The following is a 22,674-nucleotide window of genomic DNA, read 5'->3' on the forward strand; positions in this document are numbered from 1 at the left end:
CGACCCCGTAATTTCCGCGGCGCCACCCCGAGGAAAACGAAGGAAACGCCATGGACAAGAAGATGCATGACAAGGGCCTGGAAGTCCGCAAAGCGGTGCTGGGCGAGGCCTATGTCAACAACGCCCTGAAGAACGTCGACGATTTCAACCGTCCGTTCCAGGAAATGCTCAACGAATATTGCTGGGGCACGGTGTGGGGCCGCGAGGAACTGCCGCGCAAGACCCGCAGCATGCTCAATATCGCGATGATCGCGATCCTCAACCGCCAGCACGAATTCCGCGCGCATCTGAAGGGCGCGCTGACCAACGGCGTCACCCGCGAGGAGATCCGCGAGATCCTGATGCAGGTCGCGATCTATGGCGGCATGCCGGCCGCCGTCGACAGTTTCCGTATCGCGCGCGAGGTGTTTTCGGAGATCGATGGGAAAGCGTGAGCGGCAAGCCACCCTCCGCCGTCGTCCCGGACAAGCGTAAGCGCAGATCCGGGACCCATAGCCACAGGCCGATGTGGTTGCGGGACTCGGAGTTACCGCTTTCACGCAACAATTCCTGCCTGTGGTTATGGGTCCCGGATCGGCGCGCGCTTAAGGCGCGCTGGTCCGGGACGACACCGAGGGTGGAGTGCGCATCTTTCACAACAACGAACAACAACCACAAGGAAACACCATGGACATCGGATTCATCGGGCTTGGAAACATGGGCTTCCCGATGGCGCGACGGCTGATCGAGGCGGGACACAAGCTCGTCGTGTTCGACGCGCGCAAGGAGATGATAGACAAGCTGGTGGCGCGCGGTGCCACTGCTGCGACATCGCCGAAGGACGTCGCCGACCAGGTCGAGACGGTGATGGCGAGCCTGCCTTCGCTGCAGGCTTCGCTCGAAGTCGCGACGGGCGCGAATGGCGTGATCGAGGGCAAGCGCGCGAAACGCTTCATCGACCTCTCCACCGTCGGCTCGGCGATGGCTGCGAAGATCCACGGCCTCTTGGCCAAGCGCGATATCGTGCAGATCGACTGTCCCGTGTCCGGCGGCGTCGGCGGCGCCGAGAAAGGCACGCTGGCGGTGATGGTCTCGGGGCCGAAGGCGGAGTTCGAGCTGCTGAAGCCCGCGCTCGACGTGATCGGAAAGGTGTTCTTCATCGGCGAGCAGCCGGGCGCGGCGCAGACCATGAAGCTCGCCAACAATTTCCTCTCGGCCACCGCCATCGTGGCGACGTCGGAAGCCGTGGTGATGGGCGTCAAGGCCGGGCTCGATCCCGCGGTGATGATCGACGTCATCAATGCGGGCTCCGGCATGAACACCGCGAGCCGCGACAAGTTTCCGCGCTCGGTGCTGCCGCGCACGTTCGATTTCGGTTTCGCCACGGGATTGATGGTGAAGGACGTGCGGCTGGCGCTGGAGGAGATGAAGCAGCTCGGCCTGTCGATGGAAGTTGCTGATGCCGTGGGGCGGTTGTGGGAGACGGTGATCAGCGCTGAAGGCGCAGAATCCGATTTCACCGCGGCAATCAAGCCGATCGAGCGGAAGGCGGGGGTGGTGGTCGGAGCGAAGGGTGGGTTGGCTGGGAAGTAGCGCCTAGAATTCTCCTCGTCGTCCCGGCGAAGGCCGGGACCCATACCGCGGAATTTATCGGTCGTAGGCGGTAGGAGTACCGAACGACGAATCTTCGTCAAAACTCCTCCCTGTGGCTATGGGTCCCGGCCTGCGCCGGGACGACAGCGAGTACGAGGAGCGGGCCTACCGCCCCCTCACCACACACTCACAGCCACGGCGCCGGCGTGTCCATCGCGATCAGCTGCTCGACCTCGATGCGCGGGCGCACCACGGCGTATTGGTCGCCCTTCACCAGCACCTCCGGCACCAGCGGCCGCGTGTTGTAAGTGCCGGCCTGCACCGCGCCATAGGCGCCGGCGGTCATGATGGCGAGCAGGTCGCCCGGCTGCGGCGTCGGCAGCGTGCGGTCGAGCGCAAGATAATCGCCGGTCTCGCAGACCGGACCGACAACATCGGCCGTGATGGTCGCGGCGCCCTTGGCGGGCTGCTTCACCGGCAGGATGTCATGATGCGCCTCGTACAGCGTCGGGCGGATCAAATCATTCATGGCGGCGTCGATGATCACGAAATTCTTGCCGTCGCCGTGCTTCACGTAGATGACCTTGGTGACCAGGATGCCGGCATTGCCGACGATCATGCGCCCCGGCTCGAACATCAGCGTGCAGCCGAGATTGTGGCTGACGCGCTTGACCATGGCGGCATAGGCGTCGGGTGCTGGCGGCGCCTCGCGGTCCATGTAATAGGGAATGCCGAGGCCGCCGCCGAAATCAACATGCGAGATGTTGTGGCCGTCGGCGCGCAGCGTCTGCACGAATTCGGAGAGGATCCGGAACGCGGTCTCCATCTTGGAGAGGTCGGTGATCTGACTGCCGATATGCACGTCGGTGCCGGTCACCTCGATGCCCGGGAGTCTTGCGGCGCGCGCATAGACCTCGCGGGCATGGGCGATCGGAATGCCGAACTTGTTCTCGGACTTGCCGGTGGAGATTTTTGCATGCGTGCCGGCATCGACGTCGGGATTGACGCGCACGGAGATCCGCGCGGTCTTGCCCATCTCGGTCGCAAGCCGCGACAACAGCTCGAGCTCGGGCTCGGATTCGACGTTGAGACAGAGGATGTCCGCGGCCAGCGCGGCGCGCAGTTCGTCTTCGGTCTTACCGACGCCGGAGAACAGGATCTTCAGCCGCTGGGATGCCCGCGGCCAGCGCACGCTTCAACTCGCCGCCGGAGACGACGTCGGCGCCGGCGCCTAACTTGGCCAGCGTGCGCAGCACCGACTGGTTGGAGTTCGCCTTCATGGCGTAGCAGACCAGCACCTTCTCGCCGGCGAAGGCCTCGGTGAAGACGCGGTAGTGCCGCTCCAGCGTCGCAGTCGAATAGCAATAGAACGGCGTGCCGACGGTTGCGGCCAGCTCGGACAGGTTCACCGCCTCGGCGTGCAGCACGCCGTTGCGATAGTCGAAATGGTTCATGGCGCAGGCTCGGTTGTCCCGGCTTATTGCTTGCCGGGAGGTTCGTCCAGGAGCGGGTCGAGGATAAATGGTTTCTTCCTGCCCTTGGCCGCCGCGGGCGCAGCGTCCACACCGTAGGTGGGATTGAACACGCTCGGCGTCCTCTGGGCTTCGGTCTCGGTGTCAACAGGCGCCGCGCCGTTGGGTGCATTGGAGGCCGTCGGCGGCAGATCCAGCGGGCCCTTGCGGCCGCAGCCGGCGAGCGCCAGCGCCGTCAGGCTAAGGACAATGATGGCCCACCCCGAGCCGGCCGGGCGAAACTTTGACGTCACGACGAAATCCCCACTACGCGGCGCGCACCATACAGAGATTGGCGCGCTCTGGCGAGAGCCGGATGACCATGAAACATCAGCGAAATTTTGCCCTCAGCCCGATTTTCGCTCTTTTTCCAGCCGCTTCGCCCAGGCCTTGGCCTGCGAGGCCACGTTCTTCGGCGCGGTGCCGCCAAAGCTGGTCCGGCTCTTCACCGACGATTCGACCGAGAGCACGCCGAGCACGTCCTTGGTGATTTTCGGCTCGATCGCCTGCATCTCCTTTAGCGGCAGCTCGTGCAGCGCGACGCCGCCTTCGGCGGCCTTGGCCACGATGCGGCCGGTGACGTGGTGGGCCTCGCGGAACGGCATCTTCAGCGTCCGCACCAGCCAGTCGGCGAGATCGGTCGCGGTGGCGTAACCCTCGCCCGCGGCCGCCTTCATCTTGGCTTCGTCGGGCACGAGGTCGCGGACCATGCCGGTCATGGCGCGGATCGCCAGCGACAGCGCGGCAAAACCCTCCATGGCGCCCTGCTTGTCCTCCTGCATGTCCTTTTGATAGGCGAGCGGCAGGCCCTTCATCACGATCAGGAGACCATTGAGCGCGCCGATGACGCGGCCGGTCTTGGCGCGCACCAGCTCGGCGGCATCCGGGTTGCGCTTCTGCGGCATGATCGAGGAGCCGGTCGTGAACTTGTCGCTGAGCCGGATCAGGCCCACCAGCGGCGAGGTCCAGATCACGATCTCCTCGGCAAAGCGCGACATGTGCACGGCGCAGATCGAGGCTGCCGACAGCGTCTCCAACACGAAGTCACGGTCGGACACCGCATCGAGCGAGTTCGCCATCGGCCGGTCAAAGAGGAGCGCCTTTGCGGTGGCGTGGCGGTCGATCGGAAATGAGGTGCCGGCGAGCGCGGCCGCGCCCAGCGGCAATTCGTTCAGCCGCTTGCGCGCGTCCTGGAAGCGGCCGCGGTCGCGCGCGGCCATCTCGACATAGGCAAGCAGGTGATGGCCAAAGGTGACGGGCTGCGCGGTCTGAAGATGCGTGAAGCCGGGCATCACGGTTGCGGCGTGCTCCAGCGCGCGCTCCACCAGCGCCTGCTGGAACGCGGCGAGCGCCGCATCAGTCTCATCGATGACGTCGCGGACGAACAGGCGAAAATCGGTCGCGACCTGGTCGTTGCGCGAACGCGCCGTGTGCAGCCTTCCGGCGGCGGGGCCGATCAGCTCGGACAGGCGGCTCTCGACATTCATGTGAATGTCCTCGAGCGCGCGCTTGAACGCGAAGCCGCCCTTGCCGATCTCTGACAAAATCGTGTCTAGACCCTTGCCGATATTTTTCGCATCAGAGGCCGTAATGATGCCCTGGCTGGCGAGCATCGCGGCGTGGGCCTTGGACGCGGCAATGTCCTGGGCGAAGAGGTGACGATCGACGTCGATGGAGACGTTGATCTCTTCCATGATCTCATCGGGACGTTCCGAGAACCGGCCGCCCCACATCTTGTTGCTCATGATCCCCTGCTCACGCCTTGATTTGCCGCACGTTTGCTGGCCGCAGCCAGCCGTATTAAGAGGCCCCTGATAGCCATATCTGCGACCGGATGACAAACGATATGCTCGACAAGACGCCCTCCGCCACGCGCCGGATCCCCCTCGTCATCGCCACCGTGGCGATCGGCGGTCTGGCCGGCTTCGCCGCGCTGTACGGGCTGGGCCTGAGCCGGTCGCCGTCAGGCGATCCGTCCTGCCGGTCCGCGGTGGCAACCGCGCAGAAGATCGCGCCGCTCGCCCATGGCGAGGTGGCGGCGCTGACCATGGCGAGCGCTCCGTTGAAGCTGCCCGACCTCGCCTTCGAGGATGCCGACGGCAAGCCGAAGAAATTGTCCGATTTCCGCGGCAAGACGCTGCTGGTGAACCTCTGGGCCACCTGGTGCGTGCCCTGCCGCAAGGAGATGCCGGCGCTGGACGAGCTCCAGGGCAAGCTGTCGGGCCCGAATTTCGAGGTGGTGGCGATCAATATCGACACCCGCAACTCCGAGAAGCCCAAGACCTTCCTGAAAGAGGCCAATCTGACCCGGCTGGGCTATTTCAATGATCAAAAAGCCAAGGTTTTTCAGGATCTTAAGGCGATAGGCCGGGCCCTTGGCATGCCCACTTCGGTGCTGGTCGACCCGCAAGGCTGCGAGATCGCGACGATCGCGGGGCCGGCGGAATGGGCGAGCGAGGACGCGCTCAAGCTGATCCGCGCCGCGACCGGCAAGGCCGCCGCGTCGCTTTAGTTATTGGCGCATGATCTGATCGGAAAACCGGTGCCCACTTTTCCGGTTCATGCGCTGAGGGTTAGGCCGTCACGTTGAGATTGCCGCCGACGCCGGGGCCGACATTGGCGAGCGAGGGCTGACCGGCGCCCAGCAGCGTCAGGACGGTGGATTTTTCCATGTCCATGTTCTGCTTGGTCAGCGTCGCCGCGATATTCGATTGCAGCGCGCCTTGCTGAGCGGCCAGCATGGTGCTGACCATCGCCATCATGTCCATTACGCGAACCCTCTTACCGGCCGTAACCTAGGCGCGAGGGGTTAATGGGACATGAATTGTCACGAAGCGGATGCGCGCCGAAGGACGACGGTGTCGTAGGGTGGGCAAAGCGAAGCGTGCCCACCAATCAGGATCCTGGTTGCGAAGGGATGGTGGGCACGGCGCTTTGCGCCTTTGCCCACCCTACCGGCACCGTTGCCTTACCTTGTCGGAACCGGCTTGGCGCCGCGATAGTCGTAGAAGCCACGCTGGGTCTTGCGGCCGAGCCAGCCGGCCTCGACGTATTTCACGAGCAGCGGGCACGGACGGTACTTGGAGTCGGCCAGCCCCTCGTGCAGCACCTGCATGATGGAGAGGCAGGTGTCGAGCCCGATGAAATCGGCGAGCTCCAACGGGCCCATCGGATGGTGCGCACCGAGCTTCATCGCGGCATCGATCGCCTCGACGTTGCCGACGCCTTCGTACAGCGTGTAGATCGCCTCGTTGATCATCGGCAGCAGGATGCGATTGACGATGAAGGCCGGGAAATCCTCGGAGACCGCGACCTGCTTGCCGAGCCTGGCGACGAACTCCTTGGACGCCTCGAAGGTCGCATCGTCGGTGGCGATGCCGCGGATCAGCTCCACCAGCTCCATCAGCGGCACCGGGTTCATGAAGTGAATGCCGATGAAGCGCTCGGGCCGGTCGGTGGCGGCGGCGAGCCGAGTGATCGAGATCGACGACGTATCGGAGGCGACGATCGCCTCCGGCTTCAACACGGCGCAGACCTCGTGGAAGATCTTACGCTTGACCTCCTCCTTCTCGACCGCGGTCTCGATCACGAGATCGCAATCGGCGAGGTCGTCCAGCTTCTCGGCAAGCTTGATCCGCGCCATCGCCTTGGCCTTGTCGTCCTCGGTGACGGCCTTCTTGGAGACCTGCCGCGCCAGATTGCCATTGATGGTGGCCATGCCCGACTTGAGGCGGTCAGCCGAGACGTCGTTGAGCACCACGTCGAAGCCGGCCAGCGCCGCAACATGCGCGATGCCGTTGCCCATCTGACCCGCGCCGATCACGCCGACCTTCTTGATCACTGCCGCCATAATGTCATCCACCGGAACGGCGCGCATGTCGCGCCTGCCTATCCCCTTGAGCCGGGAGTCCGATTTAATCAGAACCTTGGCTCGAAACCTAGATTGGATCGCTTCGAAGGCGGCCCCACACCAAAGAAAACGCCTCAAAAAAGCAACACCGGCCGGAGTTTATAGCTCCGGCCGGTGTTTTTGGCTCGTTTTACTTGCCGAGCTTGCCGAGTTCGGCCGTCAGCTCCGGAACTGCCTGGTAGAGATCGGCCACCAGGCCGTAATCGGCAACTTGGAAGATCGGCGCGTCCTCGTCCTTGTTGATCGCGACGATCACCTTGGAGTCCTTCATGCCGGCCAGATGCTGGATCGCGCCGGAAATGCCGACCGCGACATAGAGCTCGGGGGCCACGACCTTGCCGGTCTGGCCGACCTGCCAATCGTTCGGCGCATCAGCCGGCGTCGACCGCCGCGCGCGAGGCACCGACGCCGGCGCCAAGCTTGTCCGCGAGCGGTTCGATGTACTTGGCGAAGTTTTCCCGGCTCTGCATGGCGCGGCCACCGGAGACGATGATCTTGGCCGAGGTCAGCTCGGGACGGTCGCTCTTGGCGACCTCCTCACCGACGAAGGACGACAGGCCGGGATCGGCCGCCGCCGCCACGGTCTCGACCGGTGCGCTGCCGCCTTCGCCCGCTGCGGCGAAGGTGGAGGTGCGCACCGTGATGACCTTCTTGGCGTCCTTCGACTTCACCGTCTGGATGGCGTTGCCGGCATAGATAGGACGCTCATAGGTGTCCGGGGCGACCACCTTGATGATCTCCGAGACCTGCATGACGTCGAGCAGGGCGGCGACGCGCGGCATCACGTTCTTGAAACGCGAGGTCGCGGGCGCGACGATCGCGTCATAGGACGGAGCCAGCGAGACGATCAGCGCGGCCAGCGGCTCGGCGAGATCGTGCGCGTAGGTCTCGCCATCGGCGAGCAGCACCTTCTTGACGCCGGCAAGCTTGGCGGCGGCATCCGCCGCGGCCTTGGCGTTCTGGCCGGCCACCAGCACCTCGACGTCCGCGCCGAGCGCGGCCGCCGCGGTGAGCGCCTTGTTGGTCGCGTCCTTCAACGACGCATTGTCGTGTTCGGCAATCAGAAGCGTCGTCATCAGAGCACCCCGGCTTCGTTCTTAAGTTTCGACACCAGCTCGGCGACGTCCTTGACCTTGACGCCCGCCTTGCGGCCCGTCGGCTCCGTCGTCTTGAGAATCTCGAGACGCGCGGCGACGTCGACGCCATAATCAGCGACGGTCTTTTCCGCGATCGGCTTCTTCTTGGCCTTCATGATGTTGGGCAGCGAGGCATAGCGCGGCTCGTTGAGACGGAGGTCGGTGGTGACGATCGCCGGTCCCTTCAGCTTCACGGTCTGCAGACCCCCGTCGACTTCGCGGGTGACCTTGAAGTCAGAACCTTCAACCTCGAGCTTGGAGGCGAAGGTCGCCTGCGACCAGCCGAGCAGCGCGGCCAGCATCTGACCGGTCTGATTGGAGTCGTCGTCGATCGCCTGCTTGCCGAGGATGATCAGGCCCGGCTGCTCTTCTTCAGCAACCTTCTTCAGGATCTTGGCGACCGCGAGCGGCTCGACATTGCCCTCGGCCTTCACCAGGATGCCGCGGTCGGCGCCCATCGCGAGACCGGTGCGGATCGTCTCCGACGCCTGCGCCGGTCCGATCGAGACCACCACGACCTCGGTCGCCTTGCCGCCTTCCTTCAGGCGCAGCGCTTCCTCGACCGCGATTTCATCGAACGGGTTCATGGACATTTTGACGTTGGCGAGTTCAACGCCCGATCCATCGCTCTTGACGCGGACCTTGACGTTGTAATCGACCACCCGCTTTACCGGCACTAAGACCTTCATCGATCCTCTTTCACTCAATTTGGGAGGGGAGTTATCAACTGGCGCGGAACCTAAAGGCCTGATCAGGCCCGGTCAACGCGCGAACGAGCCAAATTTTAGACCTTAGAAATGCGCCCGCTCAATGGGTCAGCGGTTCTGGCCGGGAACCCAGAGCACGTCGCCGGCGCCATTCCCGTTGGCGGCTCGGCTGGCCACGAACAGGAAGTCCGACAGGCGGTTCATATATTGGATGCCAGCCGCGCCGACGGGCTCGCCGGGCTGAGCCGCCAGTTTCACCATCACCCGTTCCGCCCTGCGGCATATTGTGCGCGCGACGTGGAGATGAGCCGCAGCCGGCGTGCCGCCCGGCAGCACGAAGGAGGTCAGCGGCGCGAGCTTGTCGTTGAGTGCGTCGATGTCGCGCTCGAGCCGCTCGACCTGGCTCGCCACCACCCGCAGCCGCTCCGCTTTGCCTTCGCGCTCGGGCACCGCAAGATCGGCGCCGAGATCGAACAGATCGTTCTGGATACGGCCAAGCATCGCGTCGAGCTCGGGCATAGCCGAAGTGTGGAGCCGCACCACGCCGATCGCGGCATTGGTCTCGTCCACGGTGCCATAGGCCTCGATGCGCAGATCGTATTTCGGGCGACGCTCGCCCGAGCCGAGCGCCGTCGTGCCGTCGTCACCGGTTTTCGTGTAGATGCGGTTCAACTTGACCACGTAGACCTCTTAATTTTGGGGCATGATCTCGTCGGAAAACCGCTTCACACTTTTTTCCGGATCATGCCCTACCGCCCCATGGCCCAGACTGCGAGCATGGCAAGGATGATCGCCACAAACTGAAGCAGCACGCGCCAGCGCATCAGCTTCTGCGAGGTGTTGGGCGAGCCGCCGCGCATCATGTTGATGAGCCCGAGCAGCAGCACGAGCGCCACGGCGCCGACCGCGATCGGCAGGATGAAAGTACTCAAGATAGATGCCATTGGGGTTAGATAACACCGTGCTTGCGGATGCGCCATGGTGCCGCGGCAGCCACCGGCGTCATTCCGGGGCGATGCGACGGGACCGCGCGACGCGCGACCCGGAGCATCGAGCCGGAATCCATCGCTCCAGGTACGTTGCAGCAAAATGGATTCCGGCCTCGCGCTGCGCGCCCCGGAATGACGTCGGAGGGGGACAGGCTATCGCCTGCACGATCTGGCTTTTAGGCCAATAATATCAGATGGTAGCGGAATGATTTCCGATTTGCGCCAATTGCCTGTCCACCCCACCTCTCTCCGCGCGCGCGGAGAGAGAGCAGTGTAGGTGGCGCATGAAAGCGATCCGCTACATCTACGTCGTCGTGATGGACGCGTTCTACACGTTCCTCGCTGACGACGGCTGGGCGATCGCGAGCCACATCGCGCTGTCGACGCTGATGGCGCTGTTCCCGTTCCTGATCGTGCTGACCTCGCTTGCCGGCTTCTTCGGCTCCAACGAACTGGCCGACCAGGCCGCCAGCCTGATGCTCCAGATCTGGCCCAAGCAGGTCGCCGATTCGATCTCCGGCGAGGTCCACGACGTGCTGACCACGACCCGCACCGGCATTCTGACCATCGGCGCGGCGCTGTCGGTCTATTTCGCCTCCAACGGCGTCGAGGCACTCCGCGTCGCGCTCAACCGCGCCTATGCGGTGGTTGAGATGCGGCGCTGGTACTGGCTGCGGCTGGAATCGATTGCCTACACGTTGATCGCAGCTTTCACCGCGCTCGCTATGGCGTTCCTGATCGTGCTCGGTCCGCTCCTGATCGAAGCGGCGCGACGCCATATCCCGCTGTTTGTCGAGTCCAACGAGAGCATCCTCACCTGGGTGCGGTACGGCATCACCATCAGCGCGCTGGTGGTGGCGCTGTTCATCCTGCATGCCTGGCTGCCGGCGGGACGGCGCAGCTTCCTCCAGATCATGCCGGGCATCGTTTTCACGGTGGTGGCGTCGCTGGTCTCCGGTGTCGTGTTCGGGCAATACCTGGCGCGCTTCGCCAACAATTACGTGACGATGTATGCGGGGCTGGCCTCGGTCATCATCGCGCTGGTGTTTCTGTATTTCATCGCCGCGATTTTCGTGTACGGCGGCGAGCTCAATGCCGCGATCATCAAGTCGCGGCTGCCTCACGGCGTGTCGCTTCAAGCAGCGCAGTCGCTAAAGCCCGCGGAGACACAGGCTTGACCAGGAAGGCGTCGGCACCGGCCTCGCGCGAGGCCGCCTCGTCCTCGCCGCGACCGGAAACGCCGATGATGGGGATCTGAGCCAGCGGCGTCGGCAGCGTGCGGATTCGCCTGATGGCCTCGACGCCGTCGATGCCCGGCAGCACCATGTCCATCAGCACCGCGTCGAACGCTCCTTGCGCCAGCCGACCGACCGCATCCTCGCCGCGACCGATGAACTCGGCATGATGGCCGAGCTCGGTCAAAATGGTGTTGAGCACCACGCGCCCGAACGGATTGTCCTCGACGCTGAGCACGCGGAGGGCGGTCACCGCCTCGGGCTCGCTACCGTTCTTTCCTTTGCGCGATTTGCCCGATCCCGCCGCATCCAGCGACACCGTCAGCGTGAACGTGGCGCCGCCGCCGCGGCGCGGAGCGACCGTGATGTCGCCGCCCATCGCGCGCGCCAGCTGCTTCACCGAGGATAGCCCCAGACCGGCGCCGCCGAAGCGCGAGGCAATGGTGACATTGGCCTGGGTGAACGGGCGGAACAGCCGCTTGATTTCGGCCATGGTAAGGCCGATGCCGCTGTCGGATACCGCGAAGGCGATGCCGACCCTGCCCTTATCCTTGGCTTTGCCTTTGCGCTCGTCCTTGGCGGGACGCCAGGGCGCCACCGCAAGCGCCACGCCGCCCCGATCGGTGAATTTCACGGCATTGTCGATCAGGTTCTCGAGCGCAGCGCGCAGGCGGACGGGATCGCCCACCACCAACCCCGGCAACTTCTCGGAAATGTCGACCTGGGCCTGAAGACCCTTGGCCGCGGCGCGGCCGGCCAGCGAATCGCCGGCGCTGCGGGCAAGCGTCTTTAGGTCGAATAGGTCCTGCCGCAGCGTGCTTCCCCCTTCCTGTCCGGGCAGCGTCCACAAACAGCGTCGCAAGGCTCGCCAGATGTTCGGCGCCGGCCTTGATGGTGTCGGCCCAGCGCCGCTCCCGCTCGCCGAGATCGGAGGTCGCGAGCAGGTCGCTGATCGCCAGAATACCGGTCAGGGGGGTGCGGACCTCATGGGCAAAGGCGGCGAGCGCGGCCTGGACCACGTCAGGCGCGACCGCCTTGGTGCTGCGCTTACGCAACCGGCCGGCCGCCCCGGACCGCTTCCGAGGCGGTCGCCTGGACGTTCGCGTGGTGCGCATTGGGCGCGTTTTCGCCGCCATAGATCCCCTTCGAACCCCGGGCTCTCGCGCAAGCATGGCACGGCGGAACACCCGGAGTCACGGCGGCGTTTGGCTAACCCCCAGAGAAACTTAACCTAATCCCACCGATCGGCGGATGCCGGCCGGCGTGGCGCCGGCGGCGCGCAATTCCCGTAGGCCGGTCGAGCGGCTCGATTTCGACAGCTTCCGCCCCTCGCCGTCGCAGATCAGACCATGGTGGCGATAAGCGGGTTCCGGCAGGCCAAGCAGGATCTGCAGCAGGCGGTGTACCGATGTGGCGTGAAACAGGTCCTGGCCCCGCACGATCTCGCTGACGCCCTGGAGGGCGTCGTCGACCACCACAGACAGATGATAGCTGGTCGGCGTCTCCTTGCGGGCGAGGATCACGTCGCCCCAGGCTTCCGGTCTCGCCGGGACGATGCCGCGCGCGCCATCCGGCCCCGCGCCGAGTTCGTTCCAAGTCAGGCCGGCGACGCGCCGATAGGCGGCCGCCATGTCGAGCCGCAGCGCGTAAGGCGCGCCGGATGTCATCAGCCGCTCGCGCTCGCCGGCCGACAGCGACTTGGCGTCGCCGGGATAAAGTGGCGCGCCATCGGGATCGCGCGGCCACGGCCCATCCACCTCGCGCGCGGCTATGAACCTTGCGATCTCGGCGCGGCTTTCAAAGGCGGGATAGACGAGACCGAGCGCAGAAAGCTTTTCCAGCGCGGCACGATAGTCGGCAAGATGCTCGGACTGTCGCCGCGCCGGTGTTTCCCAGGAGATCCCGAGCCAGGCGAGATCCTCGTAGATCGCCGTCTCATAGTCCGGCCGGCAGCGCGTCGCGTCGATGTCCTCGATCCGCAGCAACAGCCGCCCGCCGGTCTCGCGTGCACGTTCGAAGTTCAGCAGCGCGGAATAGGCGTGGCCGAGATGCAGGAAGCCGTTCGGGCTTGGGGCAAATCGGAAAACGGGTGGCATGAGTTCTCGGTGTATTCGTCATTGCCGGGCTTGACCCGACAATCCATCTTCCCGGACTCTCGTTAGGAGATGGATGCGCGGGTCCCGCCTACGCCGAAGGCTTCGGCGGGCTTTACGGTATTGGGCCAGCGCAGCTTTAGCAGAGACGGCAAGCCCGCGCATGACGAGTTGAGCAAGCAATGACCATCCACCTCGAATCCCAGTCCGATCTCGAAGAGGCCGTCCATGCGCTGATCAAGCGCGATCCGCGCCTCAAGCCCGTGCTGGAAATCGCCGGCATGCCCGCCTTGCGGCGGCGCGAGCCGGGTTTTGCGGGGCTTGCCCATATCGTGTGCGGGCAGCAGCTCTCGACGGCGAGCGCGGCGGCGATCTGGGGGCGGCTGGCCGCCGCCCTCGATCCGTTCGACCATGAGGCGGTCCGCCGCGCTCGCACCGACCGGCTGGGCGGCTCGGCCTGTCCGCCGCCAAGATCAAGACGCTGAAACACCTTGCGCGCGAGATCACGGCGCAACGGCTGAACCTCGAGGTGCTCGCCGAAGAGGATGCCGACGCCGCGCATCACACGTTGATCTCGCTGCCCGGCATCGGCCCCTGGACTGCCGACGTCTATCTGCTGTTTTGCCTGGGCCATGGCGACGCCTGGCCGGCCGGCGACCTCGCCGTGCAGGAGGGGATCAAGATCGGTCTCGGCCTGAAGACGCGGCCGACGGAGAAGCAGATGGCGCCGCTCGCCGAGCCCTGGCGTCCGCTGCGCGGCGCGGCGGCGCATCTGTGGTGGAGCTACTATCGCGCGGTGAAGAAGCGCGAGGGCATCATCGCCGGCGCGGCGAACACCGTTTCAAACAATGTTGCTGTTGCAAAGCCCTCACGGGTGAAAGAGAAGATGGCCGCACGGAAAAAGCCGAGGCCTTCACCATGACATCGACCGATTTCGTCGTCGCGCGCAACGATCTCGAGCAGTACAAGCTGATCGAAACCGTGGTTCCAGATGCAGCCGCACTGCCGGCAGATACGCTGCTGGTGAAGGTCGAGCGCTTCGCATTCACCGCCAACAATATCACCTATGCGGTGATGGGTGACGCGCTGAAATACTGGCAGATATTTCCGGCACCACAGGATTTTGGCAACATCCCGGTGTGGGGTTTTGGCGAGGTGATCGCCTCGAAACATCCCGGCGTCACTGTGGGCGAGCGGTTGTTCGGCAATTTCCCGATGGCGACGCATCTCGTCATCGAGGCGGCCGACGTCAGCAAGCACGCGCTTCGTGACGGCGCCGAGCATCGCAAGCAGGTCTCGCCCGTCTACAACCTCTATTCCCGCGTCACCGGCGACCCCGCCTTTGCCGGACATCAGGGCGATCTTCAGGCACTGCTGCGGCAGCTGTTCATGCTGTCGTTCCTGGTCGACGACTTCCTCGCGGAGAACGACGACTTTGGCGCGCGCTGTGTGCTGCTCTCCAGCGCCTCCAGCAAGACCGCGTTCGGGCTCGCCCATCTCCTGCATGCGCGCGGCCGCAAGGTGATCGGGCTGACCTCGGCGGGCAATAGCCGCTTCGTCGGCTCGCTGCCCTGCTACGACGAGGTCGTCACCTATGATCGCGTCAGCGCGCTGCCGACGGATGCGCCGGTTGCTTTCGTCGACATGGCGGGCAGCAGCGCGTTGCGGGCCGAACTGCATCACCGTTGCCACGACCAGATGAAAAGCTCGGTGCGCGTCGGCTTGACGCATCGCGCCACGGACGCCGACGAAGGCGCGCTGCCCGGCGCGAAGCCGCGCTGGTTCTTCGCGCCCGACCACATCCGCAAGCGAGCGAAAGATTGGGGCCCTGGGGGCATCGAGCAGCGTTTTGGCGCGGCATGGTCCGGCTTCGCGCCGTTGCTGGAGACGTGCCTGGACGTGGTCGAGAGCCGCGGGCCGGAGGCAGTGCGGCGCATTTATCTCGATACGCTGAGGGGCCGCATTCCGCCTGAGCAGGGCCACATGCTTTCGCTGCTTGGGTAAAGCGCTTTTGACATAGGCTATTCCAGTATAGCCTCGATCTCCATGATTGGAGCATGATCTCCGGAAAACCGCTGCACACTTATGCGGATCATGCTCGCGAGGAAACGCCGCGAAGACGGCCACGAGGTCGCGCATGCTGGACAGGACGAAGGATATCTCTGTCTCCGCGCAAGCCTGGCTCGACGCGTTCGAGCGCACGCTGAGCGCGCCCGAGCCCCGCGCGCTGAGCAACCTCTTCCTAGCCGACAGCTTTTGGCGCGACGTGCTGGCGCTGAGCTGGAACCTGCAAACGCTTGCCGGACGAGATGAGAACGCACAGGCGTTGGCGATGCTCGCGGGCGAAGCGGCGCCGACCAACTTCGAAATCGCGCAGAACCGCGCGCCGCCGCGTTGGGTGACGCGCGCCGGCACCAACAACATCGAGGCAATCTTCAATTTCGAGACCGCGATCGGACGCGGCAGCGGCATAGTGCGGCTCGTTCCCGATACTGCCGATGGCGACCGCCTGAAGGCGTGGACGCTGCTCACCGCGCTCGATGAGATCAAGGGGTTCGAGGAGCAGCTCGGCACGTCGCGGCCGCGCGGTCAGGCTTATTCGCGCGATTTTCGCGGGCCGAACTGGCTCGACCAGCGCAACGCCGCACGGGACTACGCCGATCGCGACCCGGCTGTGCTGGTGGTCGGCGGCGGCCAGGCCGGGCTCTCCATTGCGGCGCGGTTGAAGCAGTTGAATGTCGACACGTTGATCGTCGATCGCGCGATGAGGATCGGCGACAACTGGCGCAAGCGCTACCATGCGCTGACCCTGCACAACCAAGTGCAGGTCAATCATCTGCCCTACATGCCGTTTCCGCCGAGCTGGCCAACCTATATCCCCAAGGACAAGCTCGCCAACTGGTTCGAGTTCTACGTCGAGGCCATGGAGCTCAACTTCTGGACCGGCACCGAATTCGAGGGCAGCGCCTATGACGAGGCGAAGGGGCGCTGGACTGTGACGCTGCGGCGCGCCGACGGCAGCAAGCGGACCATGCATCCGTGCCATGTCGTGATGGCGACCGGCGTCAGCGGCATCGCCAACATGCCTGATATTCCGACCCTCGCCGATTTCAAGGGCACGCTGCTGCATTCCAGCCGCTATGAGGACGGCGAGAACTGGACGGGAAAGCGCGCCATCGTGATCGGCACCGGCAATAGCGGCCACGACATCGCGCAGGATCTTCATTCCAGCGGCGCGGAGGTGACGCTGGTGCAGCGTTCGCCGACGCTCGTCACCAATATCGAGCCGTCGGCGCAACTGGCCTACGCGACCTACAATGAGGGCACGCTCGAAGACAATGATCTGATCGCGGCCTCGATGCCGACACCGCTCGCGAGGAAGACCCATGTAATGCTGACGGAGCAGTCGAAGGAGCTCGACAAGGAGCTGCTCGACGGGCTGCGGCGCATCGGCTTCAAGCTGGACTTCGGCGAGGCCGGCACCGGCTGGCAGTTCAAATACCTTACCCGCGGCGGCGGCTATTATTTCAACGTCGGCTGCTCCAACCTGATCATCGAGGGCGCGATCAAGCTGAAGCAGTTTTCCGACATCGAGAGCTTCGTTACCGAGGGCGCGCGGATGAAGGACGGCTCGATCATTCCGGCCGATCTCATCGTGCTCTCCACCGGCTACAAGCCGCAGGAATACCTGGTGCGGAAATTGTTTGGGGACGCCATCGCCGACCGCGTCGGTCCGGTCTGGGGCTTTGGCGACGGCTTCGAGCTGCGCAACATGTACACACGCACGAAACAGCCGGGTCTCTGGTTCATCGCCGGCAGCCTCGCGCAGTGCCGGATCAACTCGAAATATCTCGCGCTGCAGATCAAGGCGATCGAGGAAGGGATTTTGGGGCGGGCTGTGGGTGCACCGATGAACCCAGCTTGAGCAACAGTGTCATTGCGAGCGCAGCGAAGCAATCCAGACTGTCTCCGCGGAAGGACTCTGGATTGCTTCGCGGAGCTCGCAATGACGACGCCGATGCAGACGAGCACGACAGAGACAGCAAGAGGAAGGGACACATGCCAGCCATTCTCGGCACCGGCGAGCACCGCTACCGCGTCGTCGAAAATTTCGCAAAACTGCCGGACGGCTGGCAGCTCACCGACGTCGCCTCCGTCGCGGTCGACAGCAAGGACCAGATCTACGTCTTCAATCGCGGCGCCCATCCGATGGTGGTGCTCGACCGTGAGGGCAACTTTTTGCGCAGTTTTGGCGAAGGCCTGTTCTCGCGCGCGCATGGCCTGCATATCGACGCGGACGACAATCTCTATTGCACTGATGACGGCGACCACACGGTGCGCAAGTGCACCACTGATGGCAAGGTGCTGCTGACGATCGGCATCCCGGAAAAGCCGGCGCCATTCATGAGCGGCGATCCCTTCCATCGCTGCACCCACACGGCGCTGTCGCCGAAGGGCGAAATCGACGTCTCCGACGGCTATGGCAATGCGCGCGTGCACAAATTCACGCCTGACGGCAAGCGGATTAAGAGCTGGGGCGAGCCCGGCACCGATCCCGGGCAGTTCAACATCGTGCACAATATTGCCACCGACGCCGACGGCTGGGTTTACGTCGCCGACCGCGAGAACCATCGGGTGCAGGTGTTCAACGGTGAGGGCAAATACGAGACGCAGTGGAACAATCTGCACCGCCCCTGCGCGCTGTGCTGCTGCGGCGGGGCTAAGAGCCCGACCTTCGTGATCGGCGAGCTCGGCCCCGGCATGGCCGTCAACCGCAAGGTGCCCAATCTCGGTCCGCGGCTGTCGATCGTGGATGCCAAGGGCAAGCGTATTGCCCGGCTCGGCGGCGAGGAAGGTCCGGGCGTCGCCAGCGGCAAGTTCCTGGCGCCCCACGGCATCGCGCTGGATTCGAAGGGCGACATCTATGTCGGCGAGGTCGGCGTCACCGACTGGAAGACCAGCTTCCCGGACGAGGAGATGCCGGTCGCGGTGCGCACGACTCGGTGTCTGCAGAAGCTGGAGCGGGTGCGGGAGTAGCCAAGGCAGGGCCGCAACGCACCGTGAAGGCGGTTCCGGGTCTGCCGCATGGCCCTCCCCGGAATCGCGGCTTTTTGGGCGCTTTTGCCACCCCGCCGCCGCATTGCTCGCGACTGAATAAGTCGCTCAACGGGCTTCACAATCCCGTCACGCTGCATGTAGTATGTCAATACATGCTGCTTCGCAGCGTATATTGGAGGCCGGGAGCGTTACTTGAACGCACATGTCTCGCAAGGCAGTTGGCCGGTGTTGGTGCTGAATGCGGACTTCCGGCCGCTGAGTTACTACCCACTGTCTCTGTGGTCGTGGCAGGACGCGATCAAGGCGGTGTTCCTCGACCGCGTCAACATCGTCGCGCATTACGACCAGGCGGTTCGAAGTCCGACGTTAGAGATGCAACTGCCGAGCGTGGTTTCGCTCAAATCCTTCGTCAAGCCGACCACCCATCCCGCCTTCACCCGTTTCAACGTCTTCCTCCGCGACCGCTTCAATTGCCAATATTGCGGCTCGCCCGAAGACCTCACATTCGATCACATTATCCCGCGTAGCAAAGGCGGCCAGACCACCTGGGAGAACGTGGTCGCGGCATGCTCGCCCTGTAATCTGCGCAAAGGCAATCTCACGCCGGCGCAAGCAAAAATGTTTCCGCGCCAGAGCGCGTTCGCGCCGACCGTGCACCAGCTCCACCGCAACGGCCGCCTGTTTCCGCCGAACTATCTGCACGACAGCTGGCTGGACTATCTTTACTGGGATACCGAGCTGGATCCGTAAGGGCGCGCGTTCCCCGGCTCGCACGCGCTACGGCGCAATGATGTGCAGCGTGTCCCGCGGGGGAAGCGTCGTGCTGAATGCACGAAGCGCTGAGGTCACTTCCGCCTCGTTGCCCAGTGGCGTTCGATAGAATGCGACGTTTCTTTGCGACAGGGTCACGGTCTTTGTCTCGAGAACAGCGACCTTTGTCCAGTCCGCAGGTACCCCCTTCGGAAACCAGGCGTCATAGATCATCACCAGGCCGACCTCATGCTTGCTCGCGAGAGCCGCCATCTCGGGCGGCCCGTACTCTCCCCGATCCTCGCCTTGCGCACGTCCTCCGAACCAAGGCCCCAGAGATCGAGCACGTAATCGGTATTGCCGTAGGCGACCAGACCCAAATCGTTGACCCCGACCGCATGCCTGTAGAACGAACGGGCAAAGCGAGCCAATTGATATTGCTGCTCGTAGATATCGCTTGCGGCGATCGGCGAGACTATCGCGGACGTCACGTACGGCATGGCTGCAGTGCCAAGCCCGAAGGCCAGGGCGACCTTCGCAATCGACCACTGCAACGCCGAGAGATGCGGCTTCACCTGCCCGGCAGCCCATAGTAGTGCAGCCGTCGCGAGCGCCATGATGTAGACCTCATACCGGTTGAGCCAGCCGTATTGGCCAAAGACTAGATGCGCACTGATGGCAGCTATGACGCTCAGAAGGACAATCAGCGCCTCGCGATCTGCGCGCAGGCAGTTCGCGCAGATCGCAACTGCAAGCCCGAGCATGATCAGCCGCAGACCATAGACGTTCGTCAAGCTCCGCAGCACGTTGTTGACAATCGCCGAAAATGAGCCTGCGGTCTCATCGAGGTTGGCGAGATACCCCTTCAACAGCACCGAACTCGGCAGAAGCGGCAGGCCACGCGACGACATCAGCGCGCAATAGCCCAACAGGCTGATGATCATGACAAATGCCGCGCCGGCGGCAAAGCGTCTGTAACCAAGCATCGCGAAGCCGGCAGTCGCGGCACAGGCGAATGCTGCCCCTTCGAAGCGGATCAAGGGAAGAAGCACCAGAGCGAGAAAATGCAGCGAGGTTGGCGCGGATTTGCGCGCCGCCGCGGCAAGGCCAGCAAAGGTCACGACGGATGCCCAAACGTGAACGCTGTGCTCCATGCCGGTCATGGGTAGCGCGACGGCACTCGTGTTGAAAACGAGAAGCGGGACGATCACGCAGGTAAGCGGACCCGCATCGAACAGCCGACTCGTTTCGAACAGGCGCAGCAGGGCAAAAACTGTCGCACATGCCGCGGCAGCATTGATCAGCAGCGGACCGAAAACGCCGAGATGCATCGCCTCGGTCAATGCCAGAATATATGGCCAAAGGACCGACGAACTGGGCGACGAATATTCCCCAGCGTTGATGCCGTAGCCACCTGAGAGAATTTGATCCGCAACCGCAAGATGGATGTAGGCGTCGTCCAGCGTGAATACGAGCCTGAAGTCGCAGAGAACCACGCTGACGATGATCGCCGCCGCAAATAGCGACAGCCAAAGCAGTACGGCGATCGTTGAAGGGCTTCTCCACACAGCGCCCAGGCCCGCAGGCGACGACCCACGCGCCTCTTTCAGGCGGCCGAAATCACCAACGATGACCGTCACACGACTCCCCCAGTCAAAGCGCGGCCTGCGCGAGGACCCCGCCGTCAGTTATGACTGACCATACGGCACAAGGGCTTAATCCTGGATTTTCCGCGTCTTCGATTCTGATCGATTGCGTCAGTTCATTGTTAACCACGGTGACCGGCTGCTTCGGCTTGCCCGCAGATTTCCGGCCTCGGCCACAATCCAGCACGCACCCGGAATCCTTTCCGGTTCGTTACCGTCCCTTAAGGCTCCAATGGCAGTTTGGGCGGGATCCGCGCGCTCGCCTGCCCAGCCGCCGGTCGGTCAGGTCTAAGGTCGTCGCTCATGTTTGCCGAGACGCTCGAAGCGGTTCAGTCCTCGCCGTCGAAGCGGGCGGCCTATGTTCGCTTCGTGCTGGTGGCTCTGGCGGCGATCGTCCTCTTCAAGACTTTCTGGTTCGCACGCTGGGGCGCATGGACGGATCGCGAGCTCGCCGACTTCGATGCCTTTCACATCGTCGCGCTGCACGTCTGGCGCGGCGATCTCGACCAGGTCTATCATTTCGAGGCGCTGCTGAGGATGCAGATGGAGGCCGCCGGCGGCGCCACCGGCTTCATGCCCTGGACCTATCCGCCACAATACGACCTCCTGGTCGCGCCGTTCGCCTTCCTGCCGGTCGGCGTCGGCTACCTCCTCTTCACCACCGCAACACTCGCGCTCTATCTCGTGACGCTCCACGCGATGGTCGGCAGGAATTTCGCGCAAGTGCTCGTGATCCTGTTTCCGGCGCTGGCGATCACCATCGGCTGCGGGCAGAACGGATTCCTCACCGGCGCGCTGATCGGGCTCGTGTGCCTCAACGTGGAACGGCGGCAGTGGCTCGCTGGCTTTGCCCTCGGGGCCATGGTGATCAAGCCGCACCTTGCGATTGCCGCTGGCCTCTATCTGCTGATGACGCGGCGCTGGATTGCGCTCGGAACGGCTGCGACCGTCGTGCTGGTGAGCTCGCTGCTCTGCACGCTCCTCTTCGGCTGGCAGATCTGGACAGCCTGGCTTGGCGCGATCAGGGAATCGGCGAGCTTTCTCGAGCAGGGCTTCTACCCGCTGTTTCGGATGATCTCGGCCTATGCCGCATTGTACAAGGCCGGCCTGCCGGCGAGCGTTGCCTTCTGGGGGCAGGCGGCCGTTGCGGGAGCAGCCTTGCTCGCCGTCCTTCTCGGCGCGGTGCGCAACCCATCGTCGAAGTTCTCCCTCGGCGTCACCGTGATGGTGTCGGTGATGATCAGTCCCTATGCCTATGATTACGACCTGCCGATGCTCGGAATCGGTCTGGCCCTGATATTGCCCGACCTCGCCAAGCTGGCGAGCCAGCGCGAGCGCAGCGCGATTTACGGGCTGGTCCTGCTCGCTGGGGCCTATGGATTGTTGCAATCGGGGCGGCTGGCGGTGCAGTTCGGGCAGAAGGCCGATCCCGATCAGCATTTCGCACCCGCCATCGGCGGCTTCGCGCTGATGGCACTGCTGGTTCTGCTGCTGCGACTGCTGGTGCGCGGGACGCAGCCGGCGCCCGCGCTGCCGCAAACCGCGCAAGCCACCGAGTAAGGCCTCCAGCCCGCTGCAAATCCGCAGGACGGAACCGGACCGGCCGACGCTCGTTCAGATGAGAGCGCACGCTGCGCCGCGTGCCGCGGCGCAACCGAGGAGGCTCATCATGCCCACAGCCGAACATGATCACGTCTACAAGATCCTGGAACTGGTCGGATCATCCGAGACGTCGATCGAGGATGCGATCAAGAACGCGATCGGCCGCGCTGCCAAGACCATTCGCGAGATGAAATGGTTCGAGGTGGTGCAAACACGGGGTCACATCGAGAACGGCACCGTCCGTCACTATCAAGTGACGCTGCGCGTCGGCTTCACGCTGGAGGGATGACGCAGCGGATGCGGACGAAGTTCGCCCTGCGGCGAGGTGGTTAACAACCGCCGAGGAGAGTCAATCAAGATATCGTCAACTCCCTCCGGGTGAATACGGACGCACAAAATCATCGCAGAAGTTGCAATAGGCCGTTAAGGCCAAAGTGAGAGGTTTGCTCCGAAATGGAGCAAGCC

The 22,674-nt window shown here is 64.1% G+C and carries 20 protein-coding genes and 4 pseudogenes; 11 read left to right on the top strand and 13 right to left on the bottom strand.

From position 1 onward, the window contains the following. The first annotated feature begins 50 nt into the window (after positions 1 to 50). Positions 51 to 434, top strand: a complete 384-nt coding sequence (locus ACSKB8_RS05780; RefSeq protein ID WP_091891246.1) for a carboxymuconolactone decarboxylase family protein — start codon at positions 51 to 53, stop codon at positions 432 to 434. Positions 435 to 666: 232 nt separating this feature from the next. Beyond that, on the top strand, positions 667 to 1,572 hold the full coding sequence (locus ACSKB8_RS05785; RefSeq protein WP_438103140.1) for an NAD(P)-dependent oxidoreductase: 906 nt from the start codon (positions 667 to 669) through the stop codon (positions 1,570 to 1,572). A 187-nt stretch (positions 1,573 to 1,759) separates the two neighbouring features. Here the strand turns inward: ACSKB8_RS05785 and lysA are convergent. From lysA to argH, 3 genes and pseudogenes are all read right to left on the bottom strand, one after another. Then, positions 1,760 to 3,026 (bottom strand): annotated as a pseudogene (gene lysA, locus ACSKB8_RS05790) (diaminopimelate decarboxylase). 23 nt (positions 3,027 to 3,049) lie between these two features. Continuing rightward, complete coding sequence (lptM, locus tag ACSKB8_RS05795) at positions 3,050 to 3,337, bottom strand: LPS translocon maturation chaperone LptM (RefSeq protein ID WP_438103142.1); 288 nt, start codon at positions 3,335 to 3,337, stop codon at positions 3,050 to 3,052. Between the two features lie 93 nt (positions 3,338 to 3,430). Then, entirely contained in the window at positions 3,431 to 4,828 is a 1,398-nt protein-coding gene (gene argH / locus ACSKB8_RS05800; protein ID WP_438103144.1) for an argininosuccinate lyase, read from the bottom strand. Between the two features lie 101 nt (positions 4,829 to 4,929). Here argH and tlpA point away from each other — a divergent pair, with 101 nt between their 5' ends. Next, positions 4,930 to 5,595, top strand: coding sequence for a thiol:disulfide interchange protein TlpA (tlpA, locus tag ACSKB8_RS05805; protein WP_438103146.1), 666 nt, complete (start codon positions 4,930 to 4,932; stop codon positions 5,593 to 5,595). A gap of 61 nt (positions 5,596 to 5,656) precedes the next feature. Here tlpA and ACSKB8_RS05810 read toward each other — a convergent pair whose 3' ends face one another. The 6 genes and pseudogenes from ACSKB8_RS05810 to ACSKB8_RS05835 form a co-directional block, all read right to left on the bottom strand. Next, positions 5,657 to 5,851 carry a putative motility protein gene (locus tag ACSKB8_RS05810; protein WP_027562813.1) on the bottom strand — a complete coding sequence of 65 codons (195 nt, stop codon included), beginning with the start codon at positions 5,849 to 5,851 and terminating at the stop codon, positions 5,657 to 5,659. A gap of 200 nt (positions 5,852 to 6,051) precedes the next feature. After that, positions 6,052 to 6,933: a 3-hydroxybutyryl-CoA dehydrogenase gene (locus tag ACSKB8_RS05815; protein WP_091891266.1), complete on the bottom strand. Its 882-nt coding sequence runs from the start codon at positions 6,931 to 6,933 to the stop codon at positions 6,052 to 6,054. A 190-nt stretch (positions 6,934 to 7,123) separates the two neighbouring features. Beyond that, positions 7,124 to 8,069: pseudogene (locus ACSKB8_RS05820) on the bottom strand (electron transfer flavoprotein subunit alpha/FixB family protein). Then, positions 8,069 to 8,818: an electron transfer flavoprotein subunit beta/FixA family protein gene (locus tag ACSKB8_RS05825; RefSeq protein WP_438103149.1), complete on the bottom strand. Its 750-nt coding sequence runs from the start codon at positions 8,816 to 8,818 to the stop codon at positions 8,069 to 8,071. Before ACSKB8_RS05825 ends, ACSKB8_RS05820 begins: the two are co-directional and overlap by 1 nt. A gap of 126 nt (positions 8,819 to 8,944) precedes the next feature. Further along, positions 8,945 to 9,517: a cob(I)yrinic acid a,c-diamide adenosyltransferase gene (locus ACSKB8_RS05830; RefSeq protein WP_438103151.1), complete on the bottom strand. Its 573-nt coding sequence runs from the start codon at positions 9,515 to 9,517 to the stop codon at positions 8,945 to 8,947. Positions 9,518 to 9,585: 68 nt separating this feature from the next. Further along, positions 9,586 to 9,780, bottom strand: coding sequence for a twin transmembrane helix small protein (locus ACSKB8_RS05835; protein WP_091891278.1), 195 nt, complete (start codon positions 9,778 to 9,780; stop codon positions 9,586 to 9,588). A 329-nt stretch (positions 9,781 to 10,109) separates the two neighbouring features. Between ACSKB8_RS05835 and ACSKB8_RS05840 the strand changes: the two genes are divergently transcribed. Then, positions 10,110 to 11,003, top strand: a complete 894-nt coding sequence (locus tag ACSKB8_RS05840) for a YihY/virulence factor BrkB family protein (protein WP_438103153.1) — start codon at positions 10,110 to 10,112, stop codon at positions 11,001 to 11,003. Here the strand turns inward: ACSKB8_RS05840 and ACSKB8_RS05845 are convergent. Further along, positions 10,930 to 12,196 (bottom strand): annotated as a pseudogene (locus ACSKB8_RS05845) (ATP-binding protein). The gene ACSKB8_RS05840 and the pseudogene ACSKB8_RS05845 overlap by 74 nt on opposite strands. A 90-nt stretch (positions 12,197 to 12,286) precedes the next feature. Next, a complete protein-coding gene (gene gluQRS / locus ACSKB8_RS05850) occupies positions 12,287 to 13,156 on the bottom strand; it encodes a tRNA glutamyl-Q(34) synthetase GluQRS (RefSeq protein ID WP_438103155.1) in 870 nt (289 codons plus the stop codon). 179 nt (positions 13,157 to 13,335) lie between these two features. Between gluQRS and ACSKB8_RS05855 the strand changes: the two are divergent. The 5 genes and pseudogenes from ACSKB8_RS05855 (at position 13,336) to ACSKB8_RS05875 (ending at position 18,961) form a co-directional block, all read left to right on the top strand. Continuing rightward, positions 13,336 to 14,075, top strand: a pseudogene (locus ACSKB8_RS05855) (DNA-3-methyladenine glycosylase family protein). Then, entirely contained in the window at positions 14,072 to 15,157 is a 1,086-nt protein-coding gene (locus tag ACSKB8_RS05860; protein ID WP_438103156.1) for a DUF2855 family protein, read from the top strand. The pseudogene ACSKB8_RS05855 and the gene ACSKB8_RS05860 overlap by 4 nt, the downstream one beginning before the upstream one ends. Positions 15,158 to 15,290: 133 nt before the next feature. Continuing rightward, positions 15,291 to 17,078, top strand: coding sequence for a flavin-containing monooxygenase (locus ACSKB8_RS05865; RefSeq protein ID WP_438103158.1), 1,788 nt, complete (start codon positions 15,291 to 15,293; stop codon positions 17,076 to 17,078). A gap of 134 nt (positions 17,079 to 17,212) precedes the next feature. Beyond that, positions 17,213 to 18,190 (top strand): peptidyl-alpha-hydroxyglycine alpha-amidating lyase family protein, encoded by a 978-nt coding sequence (locus ACSKB8_RS05870; protein ID WP_438103160.1) that lies wholly within the window; start codon positions 17,213 to 17,215, stop codon positions 18,188 to 18,190. Between the two features lie 213 nt (positions 18,191 to 18,403). After that, entirely contained in the window at positions 18,404 to 18,961 is a 558-nt protein-coding gene (locus tag ACSKB8_RS05875) for an HNH endonuclease (RefSeq protein WP_018646514.1), read from the top strand. 27 nt (positions 18,962 to 18,988) lie between these two features. Here ACSKB8_RS05875 and ACSKB8_RS05880 read toward each other — a convergent pair whose 3' ends face one another. Together ACSKB8_RS05880 and ACSKB8_RS05885 are read right to left on the bottom strand one after the other, a co-directional pair. Further along, positions 18,989 to 19,198: a hypothetical protein gene (locus ACSKB8_RS05880; RefSeq protein WP_438103162.1), complete on the bottom strand. Its 210-nt coding sequence runs from the start codon at positions 19,196 to 19,198 to the stop codon at positions 18,989 to 18,991. Then, positions 19,195 to 20,601 (bottom strand): hypothetical protein, encoded by a 1,407-nt coding sequence (locus tag ACSKB8_RS05885; protein WP_438103164.1) that lies wholly within the window; start codon positions 20,599 to 20,601, stop codon positions 19,195 to 19,197. The genes ACSKB8_RS05880 and ACSKB8_RS05885 overlap by 4 nt, the downstream gene beginning before the upstream one ends. Before the next feature lie 309 nt (positions 20,602 to 20,910). Between ACSKB8_RS05885 and ACSKB8_RS05890 the strand changes: the two genes are divergently transcribed. Beyond that, complete coding sequence (locus tag ACSKB8_RS05890) at positions 20,911 to 22,167, top strand: glycosyltransferase family 87 protein (protein ID WP_438103165.1); 1,257 nt, start codon at positions 20,911 to 20,913, stop codon at positions 22,165 to 22,167. A 109-nt stretch (positions 22,168 to 22,276) separates the two neighbouring features. Continuing rightward, the gene (locus ACSKB8_RS05895; protein ID WP_091891394.1) at positions 22,277 to 22,498 is read left to right on the top strand and encodes a dodecin; all 222 of its coding nucleotides are present in this window, start codon (positions 22,277 to 22,279) and stop codon (positions 22,496 to 22,498) included. Positions 22,499 to 22,674: the final 176 nt, after the last annotated feature.

This window comes from Bradyrhizobium sp. BR 1432, assembly GCF_051547705.1.
Lineage (GTDB): Bacteria > Pseudomonadota > Alphaproteobacteria > Rhizobiales > Xanthobacteraceae > Bradyrhizobium > Bradyrhizobium zhanjiangense.